This window comes from Hydrotalea flava, assembly GCF_001623405.1.
Classification (GTDB): domain Bacteria; phylum Bacteroidota; class Bacteroidia; order Chitinophagales; family Chitinophagaceae; genus Hydrotalea; species Hydrotalea flava.
Genome location: NZ_LUHG01000024.1, coordinates 1 through 21,372, shown reverse-complemented (window position 1 = coordinate 21,372; position 21,372 = coordinate 1). Strand labels below are relative to the sequence as shown.

At 37.5% G+C, this 21,372-nt stretch carries 18 protein-coding genes; 17 read left to right on the top strand and 1 reads right to left on the bottom strand.

The window, feature by feature from the left end; genetic code table 11:
- From A0F92_RS01135 to A0F92_RS01075, 13 genes are all read left to right on the top strand, one after another.
- Positions 1-449, top strand: a 449-nt coding sequence (locus A0F92_RS01135; RefSeq protein ID WP_167516704.1) for an aldehyde dehydrogenase family protein, incomplete at its 5' end; no start/stop codon positions are given.
- 10 nt (positions 450-459) lie between these two features.
- Entirely contained in the window at positions 460-885 is a 426-nt protein-coding gene (locus tag A0F92_RS01130; RefSeq protein ID WP_068240827.1) for an SPOR domain-containing protein, read from the top strand.
- A gap of 29 nt (positions 886-914) precedes the next feature.
- Positions 915-2,096, top strand: coding sequence for a M20 metallopeptidase family protein (locus A0F92_RS01125; protein WP_068240835.1), 1,182 nt, complete (start codon positions 915-917; stop codon positions 2,094-2,096).
- A 182-nt stretch (positions 2,097-2,278) separates the two neighbouring features.
- Positions 2,279-2,965, top strand: a complete 687-nt coding sequence (locus tag A0F92_RS01120) for a response regulator transcription factor (protein ID WP_068240823.1) — start codon at positions 2,279-2,281, stop codon at positions 2,963-2,965.
- A gap of 170 nt (positions 2,966-3,135) precedes the next feature.
- Complete coding sequence (locus A0F92_RS01115; protein ID WP_068240821.1) at positions 3,136-5,475, top strand: NADP-dependent malic enzyme; 2,340 nt, start codon at positions 3,136-3,138, stop codon at positions 5,473-5,475.
- A 48-nt stretch (positions 5,476-5,523) separates the two neighbouring features.
- The gene (locus tag A0F92_RS01110; protein ID WP_068240816.1) at positions 5,524-6,261 is read left to right on the top strand and encodes an MlaE family ABC transporter permease; all 738 of its coding nucleotides are present in this window, start codon (positions 5,524-5,526) and stop codon (positions 6,259-6,261) included.
- Between the two features lie 76 nt (positions 6,262-6,337).
- A complete protein-coding gene (locus A0F92_RS01105; RefSeq protein WP_068240814.1) occupies positions 6,338-6,823 on the top strand; it encodes a DUF4442 domain-containing protein in 486 nt (161 codons plus the stop codon).
- A gap of 142 nt (positions 6,824-6,965) precedes the next feature.
- Complete coding sequence (locus tag A0F92_RS01100) at positions 6,966-8,369, top strand: MBL fold metallo-hydrolase RNA specificity domain-containing protein (protein WP_068240833.1); 1,404 nt, start codon at positions 6,966-6,968, stop codon at positions 8,367-8,369.
- A gap of 81 nt (positions 8,370-8,450) precedes the next feature.
- Entirely contained in the window at positions 8,451-9,320 is an 870-nt protein-coding gene (locus A0F92_RS01095; protein ID WP_068240831.1) for a UbiA family prenyltransferase, read from the top strand.
- Positions 9,313-10,404, top strand: coding sequence for a type III polyketide synthase (locus A0F92_RS01090; protein WP_068240808.1), 1,092 nt, complete (start codon positions 9,313-9,315; stop codon positions 10,402-10,404). The genes A0F92_RS01095 and A0F92_RS01090 overlap by 8 nt, the downstream gene beginning before the upstream one ends.
- Complete coding sequence (locus A0F92_RS01085) at positions 10,401-11,105, top strand: methyltransferase domain-containing protein (protein ID WP_068240806.1); 705 nt, start codon at positions 10,401-10,403, stop codon at positions 11,103-11,105. Before A0F92_RS01090 ends, A0F92_RS01085 begins: the two co-directional genes overlap by 4 nt.
- Positions 11,089-12,231 (top strand): NAD(P)/FAD-dependent oxidoreductase, encoded by a 1,143-nt coding sequence (locus A0F92_RS01080; RefSeq protein ID WP_068240804.1) that lies wholly within the window; start codon positions 11,089-11,091, stop codon positions 12,229-12,231. The genes A0F92_RS01085 and A0F92_RS01080 overlap by 17 nt, the downstream gene beginning before the upstream one ends.
- A gap of 31 nt (positions 12,232-12,262) precedes the next feature.
- Entirely contained in the window at positions 12,263-12,814 is a 552-nt protein-coding gene (locus tag A0F92_RS01075; RefSeq protein ID WP_068240829.1) for a YceI family protein, read from the top strand.
- Positions 12,815-12,831: 17 nt separating this feature from the next.
- Here the strand turns inward: A0F92_RS01075 and A0F92_RS01070 are convergent, their stop codons facing one another.
- Positions 12,832-13,722 carry a helix-turn-helix domain-containing protein gene (locus tag A0F92_RS01070; RefSeq protein WP_068240796.1) on the bottom strand — a complete coding sequence of 297 codons (891 nt, stop codon included), beginning with the start codon at positions 13,720-13,722 and terminating at the stop codon, positions 12,832-12,834.
- Between the two features lie 243 nt (positions 13,723-13,965).
- Between A0F92_RS01070 and A0F92_RS01065 the strand changes: the two genes are divergently transcribed.
- The 4 genes from A0F92_RS01065 to A0F92_RS01050 all read left to right on the top strand — a co-directional run bounded on the left by A0F92_RS01065 (position 13,966) and on the right by A0F92_RS01050 (position 21,271).
- Positions 13,966-17,172, top strand: coding sequence for a SusC/RagA family TonB-linked outer membrane protein (locus A0F92_RS01065; RefSeq protein WP_068240794.1), 3,207 nt, complete (start codon positions 13,966-13,968; stop codon positions 17,170-17,172).
- Between the two features lie 70 nt (positions 17,173-17,242).
- Entirely contained in the window at positions 17,243-18,850 is a 1,608-nt protein-coding gene (locus A0F92_RS01060) for a RagB/SusD family nutrient uptake outer membrane protein (protein ID WP_253810018.1), read from the top strand.
- Positions 18,851-18,867: 17 nt separating this feature from the next.
- Positions 18,868-20,103 (top strand): IPT/TIG domain-containing protein, encoded by a 1,236-nt coding sequence (locus A0F92_RS01055; RefSeq protein ID WP_068240790.1) that lies wholly within the window; start codon positions 18,868-18,870, stop codon positions 20,101-20,103.
- Between the two features lie 367 nt (positions 20,104-20,470).
- Complete coding sequence (locus A0F92_RS01050) at positions 20,471-21,271, top strand: glycosyl hydrolase (protein WP_167516703.1); 801 nt, start codon at positions 20,471-20,473, stop codon at positions 21,269-21,271.
- Positions 21,272-21,372 lie beyond the last annotated feature (101 nt).

Sequence of the window (21,372 nt, the reverse complement as noted above, 5' to 3'; positions counted from 1 at the left end):
ATAAAGTAGCCATCATAGCCCCACAACAATCCGCTTTAATAGGGTTGGTATCTGTAATAGCCCCGGTTATTGCAGGCGGCAATGCTTGCGTGGTATTGGCATCAGAAAGTTTACCCCTGGCTGCTATCAGTTTAGCTGAAATCATACATTCATCCGATGTGCCGGCAGGGGTAGTGAATATTTTAACCGGCAAACCCAATGAATTATTAAAGTATTTTGCAGAACATATGGATGTGAATGCCATTGTGTGCAATCAATTATCGAATGCAGAGGTGCAGTTGGTGAAAGAAAAAGCATCCTTGAATGTAAAAAGGGTAATTGAATACAATATTAAAAATTGGCTGGATGATACCGCCGGACAGTCGCCTTATTTTATTTTAGATGCTCAGGAAATAAAAACGACCTGGCATCCTATTGAAACGGTTGCTGCCGGCAAATCCGGTTACTAAATATTTTTTTATGCAGCGAATTTTGATGCTTTTTGTATGCTTATTGGTTGGAAAAACAATGATTGCCAATACACCTGATACGATTATTGTACACAAAGATGTACGAATAGATACGCTGGTAGCCAAACAGGCTGCCATGAATAAACGAATGCTTTTAAAGTCATCGAGCGGTTTAGTCAAAGGCTATCGCATTCAGGTAATTACTACCAGCAGTAGGGATGAAGCATTTAAAATTAAATCTGAATTGCTGGCTAAATTTCCTGATCAAAAATCGTATATTTTATTTCAAAGTCCTTATTTCAAAGTAAAAATTGGTAACTTTCTGAAACGAGAAGATGCGGAATTATTACGAACGCAATTAAACAATACTTTTCCTTTCAGTGTGTATGTGGTAGATGATATGGTGGAATATGCTGCTACTGGTATGCCTAATTAAAAGGCAATTGATTCGTTTAAAATATGAATATGCTTTTAACAAGAATACAACAGCGGGCTAAATTATATGCAGATGAGTTTGTTGCAGTTCGCCATTGGTTACATGCCCATCCTGAATTAAGTTATCAGGAATTTGAAACTTCCCGGTTCATACAATCTAGATTAAATGAATGGGGCATTGCTTTTGAAGTAAAAGCAGGAACCGGTGTGGTGGGCATCATTGAGGGAAAAGAGCCGCATAGCCGAATCATTGCCCTGCGTGCCGATATGGATGCTTTGCCAATAGTAGAAGAAAATGAAGTGCCTTATCGTTCAACCAACGAAGGCGTTATGCATGCCTGCGGACATGATGTACATACTACCTGTTTGTTGGGAGCAGTAAAAATTTTGAACGAATTAAAAACCGAATGGTCGGGTACCGTTCAATTTATTTTTCAACCCGGTGAAGAAAGAAATCCGGGAGGCGCCAGCCTTTTAATTAAGGAAGGCGTATTGAAATATCCCAAACCACAGGGAATTATTGGTTTGCATGTGCACCCCGGTTTACAGGTGGGTAAATTAAGTTTTAGAAAAGGGCGTGTAATGGCCAGTGCCGATGAAATTTATATGACTATTAAAAGCAAAGGAGGCCATGCCGCAGCACCGCATTTAACGGTAGATACCATACTGGTGGCATCGCATATCATTATTGCTTTGCAGCAGGTTATTTCCAGAAACAATAATCCATTATCACCTTCTGTTTTATCTATCTGTGCCATACAGGGTGGGCATACTACCAATGTAATTCCCAGTGAGGTTAAGTTAATGGGCACTTTTAGAGCGATGGATGAACAATGGCGTTTTAAAGCACATACATTGATTCAAAAAATTGTAACCGGAGTAGCCGAAAGCATGGGAGCCGAAGTACAGCTACATATTGATGTGGGTTATCCTGCGGTGGATAACGATGCCCACTTGACGGATGTTGCCTGGAAACTGGCTGATGCATACATGGGTACTGAAAATGTGGAAGAAACAGAAGTGCGCATGGGAGCGGAAGATTTTGGCTATTATACACAGGTTATTCCAGGTTGTTTTTTCAGGTTGGGTGTTATGAATGTTGAGAAAGGAATTATATCCGGCGTACATACACCCACATTTAATATTGATGAAGTTGCCATTGAAACCGGAATGGGAATGATGGCATGGTTGGGTGCTAATGCCACTATTTAATGTGGCATGCACCATTTGCATATAAAATTAGAAATTTTTTTAAAAAAAGTTTGTCGCAAAACAAATCCGCAAATCTACTATACTTTTTAACAAAAAAATCAGGTGATTTCACTGAATTTTTGTAATGTGTAAAAACATACCTTGCAGTATAAAATGATGTAATATTCTAAAACCTGCTGTGTATGGCTGCCATTGTGCTTGCGGAAGATAACATTACTTTCTTAGATAAATTCAGTAGTTGGCTGTTACGTGAACCGGGCCATGCGATGCTTTATTTTGCTCGTAACGGGATGGATTTGTTACAACAAATTATTGCTAAAAAACCTTTGCCTGATATTATTTTAATGGATGTAGAAATGCCGATCATCGATGGCATTGAGGCAACCAGTTTTATTAAGGACCAATTTCCCTCAATTAAAATAATTGGGCTTACCTCGCATAGTACAGATGGCATGGCCATACATGCTTTAGTGAGCGGTATGGATGCTTTTGTAGGAAAGGCACTGGCTGAGTATATTTTGCCTGAGGCCATTGAAACGGTACTTAAGGGAAAATTATTTATTGATACCCGATTAGAATTTAATATTGACTACATTTTAGAGACCGTAAAAAAAAGAAAAGAAATCATTGCAGGTTATCGCAATGCTCTGCCCACACTTACCCATAAGGAAATGGCATTCATTATTTTAGCAGCTACCTCATTAAAATATAAGCAGGTGGCCGAATTAATGAACTTAAGCGAAAAATCGGTACATGGCTATTTTGAAGCCGTATCTAATAAACTTAAATTAACCAGTCGCCAGCATTTAACATTGTTTGCCCATCAGCATGGATTAACCCATATGGCCGATTATACCAGTAGTTTTTAAGGTTGTACACCAATCATTTTAATTTCTGTATTTTAGTTGTACTTTGCACGCCTGCTTTAGTAAACCAGAAGCTGTTGCTTGTAGTGCTGCCCATTGTTTGGAACCCTGAAGTGCGTGACACAACAGCCACTGCCCACTGTTGTTAAAGCCGGTACCCAAAAAATGCTTACATGGATAAGAAAAAATTAAGAAGAGAGGAGGCATTGGAATACCATGCCAAAGGCCGTCCCGGAAAAATTGAAGTAATTCCTACCAAAGAAGCCAAAACCCAGCGCGACCTTTCACTGGCATACAGCCCCGGCGTTGCAGAACCTTGCAAGGCTATAAAAGAAAATCCGGAAGATATTTATAAATATACTGCTAAGGGCAATTTAGTGGCCGTAATTAGCAATGGTACTGCCGTATTGGGACTGGGAGATATTGGCCCCGAAGCCAGTAAACCGGTGATGGAAGGAAAGGGGGTGTTGTTTAAAATTTTTGCAGATATTGATGTGTTTGATATTGAGATCAATGAAAAAGACCCGGAAAAATTTGTTGCGATTGTAAAAAGTTTAGAGCCCACATTTGGCGGCATTAATCTGGAAGATATTAAAGCGCCGGAATGTTTTTATATTGAAGAACAATTGCGGCAACAACTGAAAATACCCATTATGCACGATGATCAGCATGGTACCGCTATTATTAGCGCTGCTGCTTTATTGAATGCATTAGATATTCAGAAAAAGAAAATAGAAAAAGCCCGTTTTGTAGTGAATGGCGCCGGCGCAGCAGCCATGGCTTGTGTACAGTTGTATGTAGCATTGGGTGCCAAATATGAGCATTTTATTATGTTTGATAAAGATGGGGTATTGCATAAGGGGCGAAATGATTTGGGCGATATACGCATGAAGTTTGCCGTTGATAAAGCAGATTGGGATTTAACCAAAGCCATGAAAGATGCGGACGTTTTTTTAGGCCTGAGTGTGGGTAATGTAATTACGCAGGAAATGATTAAAAGCATGGCAAAAAACCCGATTGTTTTTGCAATGGCCAATCCCGATCCGGAAATAACTTATGAAGAGGCCACTGCTGTACGAAAAGATATTATTATGGCCACCGGCCGCAGCGATTATCCCAATATGGTAAATAACGTACTGGGCTTTCCGTATATATTCAGAGGTGCATTAGATGTTAGGGCCACCCAAATTAATGAAGCCATGAAATTGGCAGCCGTAAAAGCTTTGGCCGAATTGGCCCGTTCAGCTGTACCCGATATTGTAAACCTGGCTTATAACCAGAAAAATTTAAGCTATGGCCCTGAATATATTATTCCCAAACCTATTGATCCACGGTTACTATCTACCGTAGCACCTGCAGTAGCACGGGCTGCCATAGAAAGTGGTGTGGCGCAACGCACCATTCAAAATTGGGATGAATATGCGCTGGAACTGAATAAGCGCTTGGGATTAGACAACCAGCTGATGCGGATTATCAGTAACAAAGCACGCAGGGCTCCCAAACGAATTGTTTTTGCAGAAGCAGATAATCTAAAAATTTTAAAAGCTGCCAGTATTGCTTATGATGAAGGTATTGCCTATCCTATATTATTAGGAGTGGAAGAAGATATAAAAAGAATTGCACAGGAAAATAGTGTGGATATTTCTGACTTACCCATTATTGATACCCGCAGTGATGCTTATGCCGATAAACGTGAATTTTACGGACAACTGTTTTTTCAAAAAAGACAACGCAAGGGCTTTAACCGTTATGAGAGTTTTAAAATGATGAAAGACCGAAATTATTTTGGTTGTATGATGGTTGAAACCGGTGATGCCGATGCCATGATTTCAGGATTAACCCGAAATTATGCCGATGCCATTAAACCTGCATTACAAATTATTGGAACTGATGAAGGGGTGAAAAAAATTGCAGGCATGTATTTGCTGCTTACCAAAAAAGGACCACTCTTTTTAGCCGATACTACCATTAACTTTAATCCAACGGCAGAAGAACTGGCCGATATTACTTTAATGGTAGCCAGAGAAGTACGTACCTTCAATTTAGTACCACGCATTGCTATGTTAAGTTATAGCAACTTTGGCAGTAGTAATTCCCCGGAAGCAAATTTGGTAGCTGAAGCCGTTCAGATTGTAAAACAACGCAACCCTTCATTAATTATAGATGGTGAAATGCAAGCCAGTCTGGCATTTAATAACGAAATTTTAAAAGATAATTATCCTTTTAGTGAATTGGTAGGTCAGGATGTAAATGTGCTTATTTTCCCAAATTTAACATCGGGTAATATAGCCTATAATTTACTGAAAGAGTTGGGTGGAGCCGATGCTATTGGTCCTATTTTGCTGGGTTTGAAAAAACCTGTGCATGTACTGCAATTGGGCAGCAGTGTGCGCAGCATAGTAAATATGGCTTTAATTGCAGTGGTAGATGCACAAATGAAGTGTAAATTAGATACAGAAGCCGAGGTGCAAAAATCAAAATGGTGGAAAAGGCGGCGTTTAAAAAAGAATTAATATTTTCGTTGATGAATCGTTTTGCCGGCATCATTTAAAAACTGAAACATGTCTTTTTTTTCACATTTAGGTGCGTTTTTATTGTTGTTGAAGGGAATGTTTACACGACCGGAAAATTGGAAAATGTATTGGAAAGAACTCATGAACCAATGTGTAGATATAGGCGTGGGTGCTTTGCCCATTGTGATAATTATTTCCTTGTTTTTAGGTGCAGTAACTACGGTACAAACGGCTTATCAGTTGGTGAGCCCGTTGGTACCCCAGGCTACCATTGCACAAATTGTTCGCGATAGTATGATATTGGAATTATCACCTACGGTAGTTTGTATTGTTTTGGCCGGTGTAGTGGGCAGTAAAATTGCCAGTGAATTGGGCAATATGCGTATCAGCGAACAGATTGATGCGATTGAAATCATGGGCATCAATACCAAAAGTTATTTATTGTTTCCTAAAATTATTGCTGCTTTAATTGTTGTACCCGCATTGATTGTAATTTCTGCTGTATTGGGTATTTGGGGTGGAAGAGAAGCGGGCAGTTTAACCGGCATCTTATCGCACGATATATATGATATTGGGTTAAGGCAAAACCTGAATTTATACAATATTCAATTTGCTTTATACAAATCGTACACCTTTGCCTTTATTATTAGCAGCGTACCTGCTTACTTTGGTTATTTTGTAAAGGGTGGTGCACTCGAAATTGGTAAAGCCAGTACCAGGGCTGTTGTAACCAGTTGTATCTTAATTTTATTTGCCGATTATGCATTGGCTGCCTTACTGTTATAACCGAATTTTTGTTCCATAATTTTATTCATTTTATATGTTCATCTTATTTTAATTTGGTAGCTTTCATTTTATTTGTATGAAGGCACTCTCTTTCCAATCTTTTCAACACAGTATTCGCCATCCGGTTTTGTACCGCTTATTCTTATTAAAAAATTTACCCATGGCCTTTTTAGCCGGGTTGCATGTTCAAGAATTCACTCAGTCATCGGCAGTAGTAACCGTTACTTATCGTTATCTTACAAAAAATCCTTTTCGTTCCATCTATTTCGCTGTATTAAGTATGGCCGCTGAATTAAGTACGGGTGTATTGGCTTTTGCCTATGTTTATCAACAACCCGTTAAAGTAAGTATGCTGGTTGTAAACATGCAGGCGCAATTTTATAAAAAGGCAACAGGTACCATTCAATTTATCTGTAATGATGGTGCTGCTATTCAATTGGCTATTACCAATGCCATACAAACCGGCGAATCCGTCATCGTTATCTGCCGTTCATCCGGTGTAAACCGGCAAGGAGAGCTAGTTGCCAATTTTGAATTTACCTGGAGTTTTAAAAGAAAATAATTGGTGTATTCAATTTCAGGTGTTAAATTACAGTAATATTTAAATGTAGTAGTCATTGATGCATTCTAACGGAATGTTGCGTTGATTGCTGCATGAAAAATAATAGATGGCCCATTTTACATATGCATTAAATTTAACGAAAATGAAAATTGCATTTCACGGAGCAGCAAGAACGGTAACCGGTTCAAAACATTTACTGACTTTAGATAATGGCAAAAAAATATTATTAGATTGTGGCATGTTTCAGGGGTTGGGAAAAGATACAGAACCCTTAAATATGCAATTTGGTTTTGTGGCCACAGATATTGATTATTTAATTCTTTCTCATGCACATATCGATCATTCCGGTTTAATTCCCAAATTGGTGAAAGAAGGTTTTCAGGGAAAAATTTTTTCTACACCTGCTACCAAAGAGCTGAGTGATGTGCTGTTGCAGGATTCGGCTCAAATACAACGGGATGATACTAAATTCATCAATAAAAAAAGAGCCAAACAAGGATTGCCGCCTTATGCACCTTTGTATGATTTAGATGATGCTTCTAAAGCATTCGATTATTTTAATTTGGTAGAATATGGTGTATGGACTACCATAGAAAAAGGCGTTGAATTATTGTTTACCGATACTGGGCATATTATTGGCAGTGCTGCCATGCATCTACGTATTACAGAAAATGGTATCACCCGGCAAATTACATTTAGCGGCGATGTGGGCAGGTACAATGATGCCATACTGCGCTCACCGCAAACATTTCCCCAATCTGATTATATTATTTTAGAAAGTACCTATGGTAATAAATTACATGATGAAGTACATGGTATTGCCGATACTTTATTGCATTGGATAGAACATACTTGTATTGAAAAGAAAGGAAAATTAATTATACCCGCCTTCAGTGTAGGCAGAACACAAGAGTTATTATATGCATTAAATCAATTGTCACTTGAAAAGCGATTACCTAAAGTTGCCTTTTATGTAGATAGTCCTTTGAGTAGAGAAGCTACACAAGTTGTAAAATCATATCCGCAATATTTCAATAACCGTATTAAAAAGGTGATGGAGCAAGACGAGGATCCTTTCGATTTTCCGGGATTAAGTTTTATTAAAACGGTGGATGATAGCAAAGCGCTTAATTTTAAAACAGAACCTTGTGTAATTATTTCTGCCAGTGGAATGGCCGATGCAGGAAGGGTAAAGCACCATATTTTAAACAATATTAATGATAATAAGAACACTATTTTAATGGTGGGTTATTGTGAGCCACATACCTTGGGCGGACATTTATTGGCAGGTGCTAAAGAAGTGAAAATTTTTGGCGATTTTTATAAAGTAGTGGCAGAAGTGGGCGAAATGCATAGTATGAGTGCCCATGGCGATTATGATGATTTATGCCAGTTTATTGCTTGTCAGCAAAAAGATTTGGTAAGAATTTTGTTTTTGGTGCACGGAGAATATGATGTACAACAGGATTTCAGGAACCGATTAGTAAGAAAAGGATTTAAAGAAGTGGTAATACCTTCATTGCATTCTGAACATTTGTTAGATTAAACAATTTTTTTAAGGTGAATTTGGATACATATTGTGTTTGAATTATCAAAATATATATATATATATATTTATTATCAATATATGCCCGTGCTAAAACGTTCAACCATACAGTTGTTGCGCTTTCCGTTTTCTTTTTTCTTAATGCCTGTATTTTGGTTTGCCTTACTATTTGTTGATAGGGTTCAATGGCACCATACCATTTTATTGTTTTTTATTATTCATGTTTTAATGTACCCTGCCAGCAATGCTTATAACAGTTATATGGACAATGATACGGAAAGTATTGGTGGTATTACCCAACCGCTTCCCCCCACAAAGCAATTATATTATGTTGCTTTAGTAATGGATATTTTGGCTTTTTTATTGGCAATGTGGATAGGCATTTGGGTAGGATGTTGTATATTGGTTTATATTATTTTTTCCAGATTGTATAGTTACAGAGGGGTCCGTTTAAAAAAATACCCTGTGGTGGGTTTCCTAACTGTTATTTTAAATCAGGGTGGATTGATTTTTCTTACAGTTTATCTGACTGCATCTGTTCAACCGGTAGTATCTGTTCCTGTAATGGGTATCTGTATAGCTATATTATTCATTGGCGGTTTTTATCCAATTACGCAGGTATACCAACATGCGGCCGATAAGGCAGATGGTGTAACAACACTCTCTGTTGTATTGGGTATAAAAGGCACTTTTTTATTTTGTATGGCCATGTATGCACTGGCTTTTTTGTGCATGTGGTATTATTTTACATCCATTTTCGCTATTCATACGTTTATCATGATACAACTATTTTTTGTACCGGTATTGATTTACTTTTTTTACTGGATTCAATTGGTTTGGAAAAATGTTCAAAATGCAAACTTTAAACAAACCATGCGTATGAACTGGATAGCAGCTACATTTACCAATATGGCGTTCATTTTTGTATTCATACAACAACACATTGGCTAATATTATTTCCATAGGAACCGCAGTGCCTGATTTTTGTCATCAGCAAACCGATATTCTGCAGTTTATGCAGAATATGTATGGATTAGATGATGCACAGAAACGTATATTGTCTTTTTTATACCGCCAAAGTGGTATTCGTCAGCGCTACTCCGTTCTCAATGATTTTTCTGAAAAACATGCGCACCTGCATCAACTATTTGCTGCACAATCTGAAAATCCACCTATTTCTAAACGGATGGACGTATATCAATCAATGGCGCCGGTATTAGCCTTCAAAGCAATTAATGATTGTATGAATGGCGTTGCAGAACCTCATCAAATTACACATTTAATTACCGTAAGTTGTACCGGAATGAGTGCGCCGGGTATTGATTTGCAATTAGCTGAAATGCTGAATCTGCCCGATAATGTATTCCGTACTTCTGTAAATTTTATGGGTTGTTATGCAGCCATACATGCATTAAAAATGGCCAATTATATTTGTAAGTCTGAATCCGATGCTGTTATTGTAATTGTTGCCGTAGAATTATGTACCCTTCATTTTCAGCCTGAATTTACTGAAGATAATGCTGCCAGTAGTTTGTTGTTTGCTGATGGTGCTGCGGCGGTACTTGTTTCAAACCTACAGGTTAAAACCACAACCAAACCGATAATTGCATTGGAAAGTTTTTATTCTAAAATAGAGCGAAAAGGAAAAAATGATATGGCATGGATGATTGGCAATCATGGTTTTGAAATGACACTGAGTAGTTTTATTCCATCCATTATTGAAGCGGATATTGAAGAGCTGGTATATGCTGTTTTGAAAAATTCAGGTTATACGTTACAGGCCATACAGCATTGGTGTCTGCATCCCGGTGGAAGAAAAATTATTGATGTAATTGAAAAAAAATTAGGATTGACTCGTGAAAAAACGATTCCATCCCGTTATGTTTTAGAAAATTTTGGCAATATGTCTTCCCCAACCTTATTATTTGTGTTGAAAGAAATGATGCAATATAAGCCCTTACATCCCGAATCCATTTTTGGAATTGCATTTGGCCCCGGTTTAACCATGGAAACTTTTACTGCCCAACTGATATGAATTTGCGTAACCGCTCATACCAAAATGAATTGTTAGATGCGGATGACATTCCATTTGAAGACATTCGCGTAAATATACAGGAGTTGAATTTTATTAATACCTGGCTGGGTGGGCATGCCATTACCATTGCAGGATTTAAAAAAATTGCAGCAAACAGGAAACAATTGACTGTTTGCGAAATTGGTTGTGGTGGCGGCGATAATTTAATGGCTATTGCCAATTACTGTAAAAAAAAGCATATATCCCTTGCTGTGATTGGTATTGATAAAAATTCATCCTGTATTGAAGTTGCCAGACAATTACATGGGAACCGGATTTCAGCTCAATGGATTGTTTCAGACTATGCTACTGTTCATTTTGATGAAAAACCTGATATCATTTTTTCAAGTTTATTCTGCCATCATTTTACTGAAACTGAACTACTGTTTCAATTGCAGTGGATGCAGCAAAATAGCCGTTTAGGTTTTTTTGTAAATGATTTGCATCGACATTATATGGCTTATTATTTTATTCAATGGCTTACCGGCTTATGTTCAAAATCTTATTTGGTAAAACATGATGCGCCATTAAGTGTTGCCCGTGGGTTTAAAAAAATGGAATGGATTGTTTTATTACAAACTGCTGGCATACAACATTATACCATTGTATGGAAATGGGCATTTCGTTATTTAATGATTGCAACCAATGGAAACAAATACTGAATATGATGTTGCCATTATTGGCGGTGGTTTGGGGGGACTAACCCTTGCCATTCAATGCGCTGATGCCGGATACTGTGTAGTGCTTTTTGAAAAAGAACAATATCCTTTTCATAAGGTTTGTGGCGAATATATTAGTAATGAAAGTAAACCTTTTCTTACTCGTTTGGGTATACCTATTACAGAATGGAATTTGCCTGCAATCAATCAATTATTAATCACAGATATTCATGGCCATGCTTACCCATTTACTTTGGATTTGGGTGGATTTGGAATTAGTCGCTTTCGGTTAGACAATGCATTGTATCAATTAGCCTTACAAAAAAATGTGCAGGTTTATTCCGGAACCAAAGTATTGAATGCTGTATACACAAATAATCATTTTATTGTGGAAGCTACCAATGGCAGCTTTTCTGCAAAAGTTACGGTTGGCAGTTTTGGCAAAAGAAGCAATTTTGATGTACAATGGAAACGTATACTTTCGCCTTCCGGCAATCATGCAAATGAAACAAAATTTATAGGCGTAAAATACCATATCCGGTATCCTTTTCTTTCCAATCAAATTGCATTACATAATTTTAAAAATGGTTACTGTGGTATTTCTATGATTGAAGAACAAAAATGTTGTTTGTGTTATTTAACAACGGCTGAAAATTTACGTAGAAGCGGAAACCGCATTGAAGTGATGGAAGAAAAGATCCTCTTCCAAAATCCTGGTTTAAAAAAAATATTTACTGAAGCTGGGTTTTTATATGCATCACCACAAGTAATAGCTCAGGTTTCGTTTGCGCCTAAAACTCAGGTGCACAACCATGTGTTGATGGTAGGCGATGCTGCTGGATTGATTACGCCACTATGCGGAAATGGCATGAGTATGGCCATGCATGCCGGCAGGTTGGCATTTAATGCTATTGATATGTTTTTGCAGGGCAAAATCAATAGAATTGAAATGGAACAACAATATTCGAAATCATGGCAACACCAATTCAAACAAAGGTTATGGGCAGGCAGACAGGTGCAGGCACTGATGGGAGCACAATGGTTAACTTCGGTTGCTCTGAAGGTATTGCATAGATTTCCTGCTTTGGCAAAAAAAGTTATCTCAAGCACCCATGGCCAACCATTTTAGGTGTTTACCTGTTTTTTTTAAATACAGAAATATGAAAAGTATGTTTGGATTGGTGTGTTGTATGTTTTTGGCAACTATATTGCCTGCACAAATGTTGCATCCTGATGATGCGGCTTCAAAAGTACTTTTTACCATCAAAAACTTTGGCATCAATACAGCAGGTAGTTTGAGTGGTTTAAAAGGTGAAATTGTAGTGAATGAGCAAGATTGTACAAACGATTATTTCAATGTAACAGTAAATACAGCTACTGTTAATACCGGTATTGGGGCAAGAGATCATCATTTGCGTTCAGTTGATTATTTTAATGTTGCCGTATTTCCAACGATTCAATTCATTTCCGAATCTGTTCAGTTAAACAAAGCAGATGGGCAATGTTGGGTAACCGGAAAATTAACTATAAAAGGTATTACTAGAATAATTACTTTTCCGTTTACTGTAATTCATACAGCAATTGGATACCGTTTGCAGGGTCAGTTTTCAATCAATCGCCTCGACTATGGTGTAGGTTCCTCCAGTTGGGCATTGGCTAATTCGGTAATAGTTCAGTTAAATGTATTGGCAGTTCCAACTGCAAATCAATAAAAAGTTGATTTGTTTTTTTAAATAAAAGTTCTGGTACCAAAATCAGTATAAGTTTCTCTGAAATTTTTTGGGGTACACTTTTTTCTTTTTTTAAAGGCCCGGTTAAAGTTGCTCATATTGTTAAAGCCGCATTTATCGGCTATTTCATTAATGCTATGGGTTGTTTCAATCAATAATCTGGCGGCATGGCCAATTCTAATTTCATTTAGTGTATCTACAAATGTTTGTCCGGTTCTGTTTTTAAAAAAACGGCTGAATGAAACTTCTGTCATTGCAGCAATTCCGGCTACTTCAGCAAGGGTAATGGGTTGTTCAAAGTGCCGGTTCATGTATTCCATTACTTTTTCAATTCTTCGGCTGTTATAAGAAAAATTATCTGTATTGGTAAAAGAAGTATCCGATAATATTTGCATGTTTCTGGAAGTAGATAAGTCGTGTAGTATGGATAGTAATTCTAATACAGAATCAAAACCTTGTTTACGCGGTAAATCAATCAGCCTCGGTTTAAGTAGTTCAGTTGTTTCTTTTGAAAATAAAATACCTCTGCACGATCGGTCGAACATGTTTTTAATAAAACTAAGTTGGTTACGGCGTAAAAATTTATCATCAAATAAATCGCGATGGAACTGAATGGTAATTTCTCTAATTTCTTTGCTGCTGCATTGGTGTGTAAACCAACCATGTTGCAAATTAGAGCCTACCAATACCAACTCAAGCTCATCTGTTTCACCAATATGATCGCCAATAATTCGTCTGGAATTTTTGGCATTAATAATAAAGTTTAATTCAAACTCTTCATGAAAATGTAACGGAAAATCAAAACCGGTTTTCACTCTTGAAAAGATGGTAAAACAATCGTTTTGGGTTAACGGAATTACTTCTTTTAAAAGTTGAGGCGGGGTGTACATAAAGGTTTATTTTAAAGTTTGCAAAGACAAATTAAAATTTGAAATGCTGCATGAATTATAAAAATAGTTTTATTTTGATAAAAAAGTATTATTTCTATTTTTTTTGATTTTTATCAAACCTAATATAGTGTTGGTTTTACACAGTACTCTTTTTTATAAATGTAAAAATAACAATATAAACTGATAAAAAAGTATTCAAAATGCAATCGGTTGATATCTATTTTTGATGAAACAAATTGCTATATGAAAAAATTAAGGCTACAACGCTTTTTTTTGGCGTGGTTATTAGTACTCTTCTCATTTGCTGCTTTTGCTCAAAGCAAAAAAATTACCGGAACAGTTACAGATGAAAACGGTGCCAATTTGGATGGTGCTACTATTGTGGTAAAAGATACTAAAATTAGAACCACTACTAATGAAAATGGTATTTTCTCCATTAATGTTCCAAATGATAAGCATGTTTTAGTGATTACTTATGTAGGTTTAAGAACCCAGGAAGTAAACATTAATGGTAAAGAAGTGATTAAGATAGTTCTAAAACCCACATCCGGTGATTTGAATGATGTAGTAGTAATTGGTTACGGAACACAAAGAAAGCAGGATGTAAACGGAGCCATTTCAACCGTTAGTTCTAAAGATATTGCTGATATTCCACAACCTTCTGTAGATCAAATGTTACAGGGGCGGGCAGCCGGTGTTACGGTTACACAAAATTCAGGTCAACCCGGTGCCGCTGTTTCAGTTCGTGTAAGAGGTATTACTTCTTTTACCGGCACAGAGCCACTATATGTAGTTGACGGAGTTGCCATTGACGGTAATGCGCCATCTCAGGCATCATCTAATGATAAAACCTTGGGTGGTTTATCTCCGAGTGAACAAGAGCAAAAACCTAGTGTATTGGCCAGCATTAACCCGAATGATATTGCCTCTATTGATATCTTGAAAGATGCCTCCGCTACAGCTATTTATGGTAGCAGAGGCGCAAATGGGGTGATTATTATTACTACTAAGAAAGGTAAGAATGGAGAAGCTAGGATTAATTATGATGCCTACTATGGCAATCAGGAACAGGGTAAGTATTTGAAAATGATGAACCTGCCCCAATATGCAAAATTTGAAAATATATTAGCAGATTTGTATGGTTTAACCCGCCGAATTGATTTTGCAGATCCAAGTAAATTAGGCCCCGGTACCAATTGGCAAGATGCTGTTTTTAGAAGGGCTGCCCAGATGAGCCATACACTTTCCATGTCTGGTGCAAATGGGAAAACAGATTATTATGTGTCTGGTGGTTATTTTGAACAAAAAGGAACGGTAATAGGTTCTGATTTCAATCGTTTCGCATTTCATACCAACATTAACTCTCAGGTAAAAGATTGGTTTAAAGTAGGAACAAGCATAACTGCCAATCAAAACAAGGCCAATATTGGATTGGGCAATTCATACGGTATTATATATAATGCCTTATTGCAAGCGCCGGATGTATCAGTGTATAATGCTGATGGTTCCTATTCGGGGCCGGCTGTTGTAAATGGCACCATACAAGGAGGTCCGAATCCAGTACAACAAGCAATGAGTATTACCAACTATTTAATTAGAAGTAATATTCAGGGTATGTTGTATGGGGATATTAAGTTCTCAAAAGATTTTACTTTGCATTCAGAAGTGAATGGCAATTTCAATTGGGGTCAGGCAAAAATTTTCCGTCCTACTTATTCTTATGGGGCACCGGGTTCGGCACCTGCTTTTGTTAATACGCAGGCAGTTCTGTTAGAGAATAATAATTTTGATCATTATTGGAGTTGGTTAGAACATTTAAATTATAACCACACATTTGCAGGCAAACATTCCGTACAGGCATTAGTAGGTCATGAAGTGTGGGAATCAGCTTATGATGGTATTGTAGCCAGTACAAAAGGTTTTACTGCGGGTAATGCAGTGCAAACTTTGAACTTAGGTACGCAAACGTCCAATACGTTAGATGAGCCTAAAGGAAGTACATCCATGGAATCTTGGTTAGTGCGAGTTATTTATACTTTTGATAATAAATATAGTATCACTGCCACAGATCGCAGAGACCAGTCTTCCAACTTTGCACCAGACCATCAGGTTGGATATTTCCCCGGTGTTGCAGCATCATGGAGAATATCTCAAGAGCCTTTCATGACAAAAATTAATACATTATTCAGTAACCTTAAGCTGCGAGTAGGTTATGGTACAACCGGTAATTCTAATACAAATGGAGGTTATAAATACGGTTCAGCTATTACACCGGTAGTAACAGGTATAGGTACAGGGTTTAGTTTTGCTAACTTCAGTAATCCTAATTTAACCTGGGAAACTGCTATACAAAGTAATGCAGGCCTTGATTTCAGCATGTTTCATAACAGAATAGATGCATCTTTTGATGTATACAAAAAAACTTCGAAAAACTTTTTATTCCAACAACCCTTACCTGCATTTCTTGGCGGAGGAACCGCTGAATATTCCAATGCTGCGGTAGTACAACCACCTTGGGTAAATGCCGGTGAAATTCAAAATTCAGGTTTTGAGTTCAGTATTACAAGCCGTAATATTATTAAAAAGAATTTTACGTGGACAACCAATGTAGTGTTTTCACATTACAACAATAAAGTAATATCATTAAATGGTTTTCCTGCCATTATAGGTAATGTTTCTACCGGTTTCGGGCCACAAATACCTGCAACTTATACACAAGTTGGTGGCCCTATTGGAGAGTTTTACGGCTATAAAACATTAGGCATCATTAAAACGCAAGATCAATTAGCCTTTTTAGCCCAGCATCCCCAAAATGTGATTGGCCAGCCCGAACGAATTAGTAGCGATAGATCGCAAACAAATGCTATTTATTTAGGTGATATTTTATATGATGGTAATGATGGAAAAGGTGGGCCCAACAAGCAATATGCTTTAGGTAATCCAAACCCTGATTTTACGTACAGTATTACCAACAGCTTTACTTACAAAGATTTTGACTTTTCATTTTTCTTAGTGGGTTCACAAGGGGGTAAAATTTTAAATGCTGTTTCATTTCAAACAATGGGGATGTACAGTTTATACATGAACCAAAGAGCTGATGTAGCCAATTTCTGGACACCTTCTAACCCCAATTCTAATATACCTGCACCCCGTTCCGGTTTTGGCAACAATAACTTAGTTATGTCTGATAGATTTTTGGAAGATGCCTCTTATTTAAGAATACAAAATGTACGCATCGGTTACAATTTGCCGCAACAATGGGCCGGTAAGGTTAAGATGACTAGATTGAAAGCATATATCAGCGGGCAAAATTTATTTGTATTCACAAAATATAGTGGCCTTGATCCTGAAATAGGTTCACTAAATCAAAATCCGGTATTGCAAAATATTGACTATGGTAGGTATCCAACACCACGTATAATCACCTTTGGATTGAATGCAGAATTTTAATTTATTCACTACATAAGCGTTAACTACAATGAAAACAAAATATATATTCAGCTTCATAGTCTTCGCAAGCATGCTTTCAATAAGCTGTAAAAAAGATTTCTTTAACAGGCCTCCCGAAAATGCTTCGACTGTAGGCACCTATTATCAAACTTCAGATCAGGTTCGATCAAGCACCAACATATTATACGCGGCACCCTGGTTTGGCTTGAATGGTAAAGCATTTTTGGCTATTGGCGATTTACAAGCAGGAAATGCTATATGTTATGCCGGTACCGATGGTTCGTTCGATGCTTTTGGCGCATTTGGTGCAGGAAATGCAACACAAACGGTTGCAAGTGCCTGGAACTCTTTGTACACGGTAATTGCACAAGCCAATGCTTTGCTCAATAACCTGCCCGGTGCAGTACCTGCATCAGTGCCAACTTCCGTTGTGAATAATGCATTGGGTGAAGCCCGTGTAATGCGAGCTGCGGCTTATTTTTACTTAACAAGGCTATTTGGTAATGTACCTATCATAACAGATCCTTCACCGTATGTTGGCAGTTTTTCAACTGTCCGTACCAATCCGGTAACAGATGTATATAAATTCATTACAATGGATTTACAATATGCTGAAAGTAATTGCTTCCCCGGAGTAGCATCTACAGGGCATGTTTCAAGTGCATCTGCTTCAGGATTATTGGCCAAAGTATATTTATATCAACAGAAATATGATAGTGCATTAATTGAAGTGCAGAAAGTAATTAGTAGCGGCGAATTTGGCTTAGTTGGTTTAGATGCACCAGGTTCTTATACTCAAATGTTTGAATTAGCGGGCAACAACAATAAAGAATCAATGATTGCTTTGCAATGGACTTCCAATGGGGGCTATGGTTTCGGTAATCAACTACAATCAGTAATAGCACCTAATACTAATATTACAGGTACAGGAGATGGATGGGGTGAACTAGGGCCCAGTCTCGATTTGCAAAATGCATTTAAAAATGCCGGTGATTCAATTCGAAGGCATGGTTGTATTATGGTGAATGGAGATTTTTACCCGGAACTTCATAAAAAAACGGGTGGTTACTATGTGCATAGGATTGATTTGGGCATGGGTGCTGTGAATGCACAAGGAACAGGTGCGGGTATGAAAAAATATGTAGTAGGTACTCCGGATGATAATGGTGGTTTAAGTGCTTTCCAGGCTACTTCCAATAATACTTATCTACTGCGCTATGCAGACGTGTTATTAATTGGTGCAGAAGCCATATTGGGTAAAACAGCAGGCGCTCAACCCGGACAAGGTATTGATACCAATGCTGTTTGTACTGATCCGGTTGCATTAAGTTATTTAAATAAAGTTCGGCAAAGAGCAGGATTACCAGCGTTAGCCAGTTTTTCCTACAAACAATTGCTCAATGAAAGAAGATTGGAATTTGCCATAGAAGGCGATTATTGGTATGATTTGCAACGTATAGATGGATTTAATAATGCACATCATCCTACCGCTATCACCATAATTAATAACCAAGACAGGCGAACAGTAAATTTGGATAATACCACCGGGCAAATCATTGGCTATAATCCCGGAAGAAGTTTCACACTAACCGATGCCAATTTTATACTGCCTTATCCCGCAACAGAAACAGCCGCCAATCCTTCTTTGTTAATGCCTCCGGTTCCCTATAAATTTTAAACATTAATGATACTGATATGAAAACACAAGTAAAATATATTAAAAAAACACATGTCATCTTTGCTTGTATGATGTTTACCCTGGCCTCAATAGTAGTGTCATGCAAAAAATATGATAGCCTCGGGTTTACACCTGGTACCGGTAAACCTACCATCAGTTCAGTTCATACATGGAGTAAAACTGATACAACAGTTTATTATGATACCATCACTTCCATTGATGCATCGGGGAACATTACCAAAACACCGGTGGCACGCAACAACAAAATTGTTCCATTTGACTCTGTAACCACTGCAGGAAATCTTGGAAACTATTATATTATTTATGGCTCTAATTTGGGAAGTACAACCGCTATCACATTTAACGGTAACAATGCTTATTTTAACCGTGCATTATTAACCGATAACTCAATTGTGGTGCAGATTCCCTCAAAAACACCTTATTTGCCACCATTAGCCAATGATAGTCTGGTAGTAACTACACTATATGGGAAAGCTTATTACAAATTCACCATATTGGCTCCACCACCTACACCTTCCGCATATTCTAATTTTGATTTTTATGCCGGTTCTCAAATTACACTTAATGGTGTGGGATTTTCAACTGTAACATCAGTTGCATTAACACAAACCAATGGAGGAACCGCAAACGTAAGTATTGTAAGTCAGAACGATTCAGTAATGGTTTTGCAATTTCCTTCTACAACCATAAATAGAGGAAATTTAACCTTCACTTATAATTCTGGAGGCGCAACACAAACATTAACCGATAAACAAGAATTGGTAGATTTAGATAATGCTTATCAAATTTTTACCGACGATTTTCAAAATGCATGGTCAGATGGTTCCTGGGCTTCCCCTTCCGGAAAATCAACCAATGCATTTAAAACGGGAACTGCTTCTTTCATTGCTACATTTCCTGCAGGAGGCTGGAAAATTGAAGGTTTTGCCAATTGGTGGCCAAGTTTGCCTTATGATGCATCTTATAATTATCTTGTGTTTTGGGTAAAGGGAGGTACGGTATCGCATACCTTGAATCTTGAAACAAATACTTCATCTGTTGGCTATGGGCAAAACTCGGTAAACCCCATTGTGGTGCCTCCCAATGTATGGACTTACTTTAAGATTCCACTTAACACCATCAACTTCTGGAAACCCGGAACTACCCTGCAACAATTGGGTTTCTTTTTGAAAGGACAAAGTGGTGATGTAGATGAAACTTACTATTTCGATGATGTGGTGTTGGTAAAATAATCAAATAATTTTGGCATCATTGTTAAACCAGTTCATCTAATATTTCGATCTTGTTGAATGCAATGCTATCGTAAAAATGCATTTCAATGCATAATTGTTGAACTAATTTTCTAAGTGCTTCGATCTGATAATTTTTTGAAAATAGTATTCAACTGATTGCGGTATTCATTCAAGTGGTATCCTGTTCCAAAGTAAAGCGTATTGGATACCACTTGTTTAAATAAATGTACTGACAGAATCTTGATATTTTAAAGCAGGAGTAAAGTGTTATTTCGATTTGTTATAATTTTAAACCATGCAGCACCAAACCATTTTTGCCCATTCAATAGTTGTAAAAAAAAAGTGTTCAATAACAATTTTCAGCATCTTGTTCCTTGTATTTGTAAGCACCAACCTTCATGCCCAACCTGTTGATGTTGCTGCTACTAAAGAAACTTTGCATTTGTATCAGTTCTTACAAAAAACCTTCCATCTGGGAATATTATTTGGCCACCAGGATGATTTGGCTTATGGGGTGAATTGGAAATATGTTGATGGAAACAGTGATGTGCAATCTGCAGTAGGCGCTTATCCTGCCGTTTATGGTTGGGAATTGGGCCGAATAGAAAATGATGCAACGAATAATATTGATGGTGTGCCATTTGCGAAGATGCGGCAATATATACAAACTGCATATGAACGGGGTGGTATCATCACCATTAGCTGGCATTTAAATAATCCATTAACCGGAAAAACAGCATGGGATCCCGTTCCGGGAACGGTTGCTTCTATTTTACCCGGTGGAGAAAAAAATGCAGTATACAATAGTTGGTTAGATAAGGTGGCCAATTTTCTTCAATCTTTAACAGGAAAATATGGTGAAGCTATTCCAGTTATTTTCAGACCATTTCACGAACTAAATGGGAATTGGTTTTGGTGGGGAAAAGCACATTGTACTCCAGATGAAATGATTCGTTTATACAGATATACTGAGCACTATTTGAAAGATGTTAAAAATATTCACCACTTGCTTTATGCTTTTAATACCGATCAGTTTGCCAATCTAAATGAATATGAAGAAAGATATCCGGGCAATGCATTTGTAGATATTGTTGGTTTCGATATTTATCAACGCGATAATAACGGTAAAGCGTTTGTGCATAATTCCCCCTTTTTCGACAGAAAATAAATTCCCTAGCTAACGACTTTACTGCAACACCCCGAATTTTGCAATGACAGCTCTATGTGAGACCGACTTAAGCAGTGGTGGTTAATAACCCCGTGCGTCAT